The organism is Pseudomonas sp. GW821-FHT02H06 (genome assembly GCF_059421525.1).
In genome coordinates this window covers 60822-66821 of record NZ_JBWKVD010000023.1, presented here as the reverse complement: position 1 = coordinate 66821, position 6000 = coordinate 60822, and the positions used below count along the sequence as shown (strand labels likewise).

Genomic DNA, 6000 nt, shown 5'->3' with positions numbered 1-6000 from the left:
CGCCGCATCCATGCGGCTCGGCCCACTCCGCGAAACCTGCGTTCAGCCTGCACCCAAGTCGCGATTGGCGGTGTTTGAGCTTTTTGTGTCCGAAGATCAAAAGCAGATCAAGAGCAGATCAGGAGCAGATCAAGGGCAGATCAAGGGCTTCCCGGCTGAAGCCGGTCCTACGGTGACCGCGGTGTTTGTAGGACTGGCTTTAGCCGGGAAGAGGCCGGATTGTTCGCAATCAGTTTGCGGCGTGACGATCGACGCCTTCCCTGCTGAAGCAGGTCCTACAGGACACCGCGTGCATTCAGTGGGACCGGCTTCAGCCGGGAATGGACGCGGAGCGTCCTGGGATGCATACCCACGCGGAGCGAGGGCACGATCAGCAAAGCAGGTCCCACGGGGTGTACGCGGTGCATTCAGTAGGACCGGCTTCAGCCGGGAAGAGGCCAGCCCAGGCGCCAGCATTTTTGCTGATCGCACACCCATCCTGTGGGAGCGAGCTTGCTCGCGAATGCTGCATTTCAAACACCCAATATTCGGCGGATGTACCAATGCCTTCGCGAGCAAGCTCGCTCCCACAAGTCCCCAGCATCCTTAGCCCGCAATCCACCCTTGGTCCGCTTTTGATCTGCTTCTGATTTGCTTCTGATCCGCTTTTGATCTGCTTTTGATCTTCGTATGCAGGAAGTGCAGACGACACAAATCGCGACTTGGGTGCAGGCTGAACGGAGGTGTCGCGCAGTGGGCCGAGCGGCATGGATGGCGGATGGCGGCGGGCCCACGGAGCGAGACCGGAGTGAAGGAACCCTGAGGAACGAAGGGCCTAACCAGGAGCAAGCACCCTTGGTTACTTGGGGTGCTTTTCCAAGTAACTCGCCGAAGGCGAAACAGTCTGCCCCCAGGTAGACGCCTTTGATCTTGATCCTGAAAAACGCGGGATCAGATCCCGCTAAACCAGTTGTACCCCTGATCCTCCCAATACCCCCCGGGATTCTCATTACTCACCACAATCTCGACGATATGCTTCGGATTCTTGAACCCCAGCTTCGTCGGCACCCTCACCCGCAACGGATAACCATACTCCGGCGGCAGCGCCACCTCGGCAAAGTCCAGCGCCAGCAGCGTCTGCGGATGCAACGCCGTCGGCATGTCCAGACTCGAGTAATACCGATCCGCGCACTTGAACCCGACAAACTTCGCCGTCGTATCCGCACCCACATGCTCCAGAAACGTCCGCAACGGCACACCGCCCCACTGCCCGATCGCGCTCCAACCCTCCACACAAATCAAGCGCGTGATATCGCTGCGCTGGGGCAACTTGCGCAACCCCTCCAGCGTCCACGGCGCCTTGTCGCGCACCAACCCCGACACACCCAGCTTCCAGTCCGCCGTGTCCAGCTCCGGAATATCATCCTCGCTGTAAAACGCATTGAACGGAAACGGAGTGCGGACCTGATCCTTGCTGAACGTCGGCGCCAGCTTTTGCCCGCTGAACAGCCAGGCCTGAACCCTGTCGTTCCAGCGCGACATGCTCCACAGCACCTTATCCACCTGATCGCCGTCCTGCAGGTTGCAACCGGTGAGCATCGCCATCGCGCCCACGGTCAGCCCGCCCTTGAGGAGATGCCGACGCTGCAGGCTCTCCAGCTGGATCTGCTGGGCCGGCTCCAGTTTGATGCGCGCAATGGCGCGTTTTTTAGGCTCAATCATGCTCGACCTTCCCGCTCTCAATCCCACGCGTACCGCCGGTGATCATCGGCATCAGGGTTTTCGGCACCATCAGCACCAGGGCCAGATGCACCACCACGAACGCGCCAATGAACGCCATCGCCGCAAAATGCACGTAACGGGCGAAATCGTATCCGCCGAACACAGCGGTCAATTCCTGCAACTGAATCGGCTTCCAGATCGCCAGCCCCGTGAGCACGATCAACACGCCGGCAGCCAGCACCAGCCAATACATCAGACGCTGCACGGCGTTGTAGACGCCCTTCTCGTGCTTGAGACGAAAACGCAGCGCGTCAAGCATGTCGCGCTTGACCGCTGTGGAGGTGACCGGCAGGAAGTCGCGCTTGAAATGCCGCGTGAACAGGCCATACAGCACGTAGATCAGGCCGTTGATCACCAACAGCCACATCACTGCGAAGTGCCACGCCAGCGCGCCGCCCAGCCAGCCGCCCAGGGTGAAATCCCGGGGGAAGGAGAAGCGAAACAGCGGCGAAGCGTTATAGATGCCCCACCCGCTCATGAACATGCAGACCATGCCGAAGGCATTGATCCAGTGCGTCAGGCGGATGGGCCATGGATGAATTCTGGTTTTTTTCATGGTGCGAGACTCATCACGGATTCGGTGAAAGCGGCGCCGTGAGACGCCGCAACCCGCTTACATCGGCGGCTGGAAGCCGTCTTTGCCGACCGCGACACCGCGTGCGGTCTTGCCGTCTTCGCCCGGGAACACGACGATTTTCGCGCCCTTGACCAGCTCATCGACCTTGCCCGGCTGCACGTAGGCAATCGGCACGTCTTCCGGCACGACCAGCTGCTTCTCGCCGCCTTTGTAGCCGACGCTCAGCGTACGGCCGTTGGCCTTGCCGCTCAGCTTGCCAACGGTGCCATTGGTCATGGTGCCGGTGCTGCCGTCCGCGTTTTCCCAACCGTAGTGGCCTTCACCGCTGCCTTTCAGGCTGGGTTCGAACACAGTCACTTCCAGGGCTTTCAGCGTGCCGTCGGCCTGTGGGGTCGCGGCGGAACCGATGAAGCTGTCCGCTTTGATCGATGCGATGTCAGTCTTGGAGACCAGACGGATGCCGGTCTTGTCGGTCAGGCCGATGCTCTGATGGGCGCCGGAACGGGTGGTGAAATTCAGGGTGTTGCTGTCGACGCTGTCGACCGTCCCGCGCAGTGGCTTGACCACAGGCATGTCACCCGCCGCCATGCCGGCGGCAGAGGCCATGACGGCGGCGCTGAGCATGAGCATGCCGAACGTAGTGGTCAGGGCTGTCTTCATCTTCATCGGTGGATTCCTTCAGGCAGTTGGGAAAGTTGAAGCGGAACGTCATGTGTTGCATGACCACCATCCTGTACCCGTAACCGGCACCCGACAATGACCGCCCGATTACATTTTTGTCATTCGGGCGGCAGGTTCGTCACTGCGCCGATCAATGACAAAAATGTAACCGACCGCGCGCCATCCGTTGGTTACACTCCACATCCGGCGCGGCCTGCAGCCCTTCGCGCCTGTTCTGACCCAATCTGATGAATCATCCGACACCCCACGCCGGCGACGCTGCCAATGACGTGAAGCGAGCCTGACCGACGATGCACATTCTGCTTATCGAAGACGACACCAAGACCGGCGAGTACCTGAAGAAAGGTCTTACCGAGTCCGGTTACAAAGTCGACTGGACCCAGCACGGCACCGACGGCCTGCACATGGCCCTTGAGCACAGCTACGATTTGCTGGTGCTCGACGTCATGCTGCCCGGCATCGACGGCTGGCAGATCATCGAAATCCTGCGGGCGAAGCAGGATGTGCCGGTGCTGTTTCTCACCGCCCGGGATCAGTTGCAGGACCGCATTCGGGGCCTGGAACTGGGCGCCGACGATTACCTGGTCAAGCCGTTTTCCTTCACCGAATTGCTCCTGCGCATCCGCACCATTCTGCGTCGCGGCGTGGTGCGCGAGGCCGATCATTTTCATCTGGCCGATCTGGAACTGGACCTGCTGCGCCGACGGGTCACGCGTCAGCAACAGGTCATTACCCTGACCAACAAGGAATTCGCGCTGCTGCATCTGTTTCTGCGCCGCGAAGGCGACGTGCTGTCGAGGGCGCAGATCGCTTCGGAAGTCTGGGACATGAATTTCGACAGCGACACCAACGTCGTCGACGTGGCGATCAAGCGCCTGCGCAGCAAGGTCGACACGCCCTACCCGATCAAACTCATCCACACCGTGCGCGGCATCGGTTACGTCTGCGAGGTGCGGCCATGCGAGCCCGACGCCAGCCATCCCTGACCCTGCGCGCGACTCTGGCGTTTTCGGTGGTGGCCATGCTCGCCGTCGCCAGCGCCGGCATGTACCTCTACGAGACCATGAAGGGCGCGGTCATGACCCGCAGCGACCACGCGGTGCTGGCGCGGCTGGACCACTTTCGCAAACTGCTGCAGTACGACCTGACCCTGACCACGCTGCAAAGCAGCCCGCAGCTGTTCGAGAACATGCTCGACAGCGAGGACGACATTTTCCTCATCGCCGAGCCGGGCAAGCCGGCGGTGATCATGGTCAATCCGCTGCACGCGCCGCTGCCGGAGATGCCGGTGGTGCCAGCCGACATGCCGCTGAGCGTGGCCGACATGCGCAGCGGCATGCTGGATTCAGGGGTGCCGATGCGCGCGGCGACGGTCGAAGCAGTGTCCGGCGGCAAGACTGTGCATCTGACGGCGGCGCACATCGCGGTCAAGGAAATGGCCACCCTGGCGGGCTTCCGTAACCGCATCCTGTTCGCCGTGGCGCTGGCCTTCGTGCTCACGGCGCTGCTCGGATATGTGTTGCTGCGCCGGGGTCTGCGCCCCTTGCGCAGGATGGCCAACCATGCCGCGGCCATCACCCCGGCGCAACTGGACAGCCGCATGGACAACCGCGACACGCCGGTGGAGCTGCAGCAACTGGGCGAGGCGTACAACGCGATGCTCGACCGGCTTGCCGATGGCTATCAGCGGCTGACTCAGTTTTCCGCCGACCTGGCCCATGAAATTCGCACGCCTGTGGGTTCGCTGATGGGGCATTGCCAAGTGGCGCTGCGGCAACCGCGTACGGAAGATGAATATCAGGCGCTGCTGGCCTCGAATCTGGAGGAGCTGGAACGCATCTCGCGGATGGTCGAAAGCATCCTGTTCCTCGCGCGCGCCGATGAAGCGCAAGCCGCGCTCAATCGCCAGACGCTGGACCTGGCGGACGAGATGCAACGGGTTACGGGCTATTTCGAAGGGCTGGCGGAAGAACGGGACATCGCCCTGCACACTGAAGGCGACGCTCGGATCGAGGCTGATCCCCTGTTGCTGCGCAGGGCGCTGAGCAATCTGGTGGCGAACGCAATTCGCTACGCCGATGAACGCAGCATCATCGATGTTCGTGTGGTTGAAAGTGCCAGGCACTGCCGCATCGAAGTGGAGAACCAGGGCCCGACGCTGGACGACGCGACCCTGGGCAAACTGTTCGACCGCTTCTACCGCGGCGATGCCTCACGCCACCAGAGCTCCGACTCCAATGGACTCGGCCTGGCGATCGTCGCCGCGATCATGCAGTTGCATGGCGGCGAAGTGACGGTCAACCAACCGACACCGGGGCGGATCTGTTTCGGGCTGGTGTTTCCACGATAGCGCGCAGCGCAGACTGTCACCTGCCGGCAGATGAACTGTAGGAGTGAGCTTGCTCACGAAGGGGCCGGTACATCCGCTAGATCTTCAGCGGTTGGAATTAAGCCATCGCGAGCAAGCCCGCTCCCACCGGATCAGTGATCGACTCGGGATTTTGGTCATGCTGCGGGACCTGTGGGAGTGAGCTTGCTCACGAAGAGGCCGGTACATCCGCTGGATCTTCAGCGGTTGGAATTAAATCTTCGCGAGCAAGCTCGCTCCCACCGGATCGGTGATCGACTCGGGATTTTGGTCACGCTGCGGGACCTTGAGGAGTGAGCTTGCTCACGAAGAGGCCGGTACATCCGCTAGATCTTCAGTGGTTGGAATTAAGTCTTCGCGAGCAAGCTCGCTCCCACGGGATCGGTGATCGACTCGGAATCTTGGTCACACTGCGGGACCTGTAGGAGTGAGCTTGCTCGCGAAGAGGCCGGGGCATTCAGTCGCGTCCTCCGGCGGCTGAAAGTAAGCCTTCGCGAGCAAGCTCGCTCCCACCGGATCGGTGATCGGCTCGGGATCTTGGTCACGCTGCGGGACCTGTAGGAGTGAGCTTGCTCACGAAGAGGCCGGTACATCCACTACATATCCAGTGGTT

Annotated in this window: 5 protein-coding genes; 2 read left to right on the top strand and 3 right to left on the bottom strand. The window is 61.4% G+C overall.

Translation table 11 applies throughout. The annotated features are described in order from the left end of the window. Positions 1-930 precede the first annotated feature (930 nt). Genes AC07VF_RS25000 through AC07VF_RS24990 form a run of 3 tightly spaced genes read right to left on the bottom strand, consistent with a single transcriptional unit; the run spans position 931 to position 2998 of the window. A complete protein-coding gene (locus tag AC07VF_RS25000; RefSeq protein WP_495009896.1) occupies positions 931-1701 on the bottom strand; it encodes a molybdopterin-dependent oxidoreductase in 771 nt (256 codons plus the stop codon). After that, positions 1694-2317: a cytochrome b/b6 domain-containing protein gene (locus AC07VF_RS24995; protein WP_495009895.1), complete on the bottom strand. Its 624-nt coding sequence runs from the start codon at positions 2315-2317 to the stop codon at positions 1694-1696. The genes AC07VF_RS25000 and AC07VF_RS24995 overlap by 8 nt, the downstream gene beginning before the upstream one ends. 57 nt (positions 2318-2374) lie before the next feature. After that, a complete protein-coding gene (locus tag AC07VF_RS24990; protein WP_133775968.1) occupies positions 2375-2998 on the bottom strand; it encodes a hypothetical protein in 624 nt (207 codons plus the stop codon). Between the two features lie 311 nt (positions 2999-3309). On the opposite strand from AC07VF_RS24990, the gene AC07VF_RS24985 reads away from it, so the two are divergent. Beyond that, a complete protein-coding gene (locus AC07VF_RS24985; protein WP_065988665.1) occupies positions 3310-4005 on the top strand; it encodes a heavy metal response regulator transcription factor in 696 nt (231 codons plus the stop codon). Continuing rightward, positions 3978-5369 (top strand): heavy metal sensor histidine kinase, encoded by a 1392-nt coding sequence (locus tag AC07VF_RS24980; RefSeq protein WP_495009894.1) that lies wholly within the window; start codon positions 3978-3980, stop codon positions 5367-5369. Before AC07VF_RS24985 ends, AC07VF_RS24980 begins: the two co-directional genes overlap by 28 nt. Positions 5370-6000: the final 631 nt, after the last annotated feature.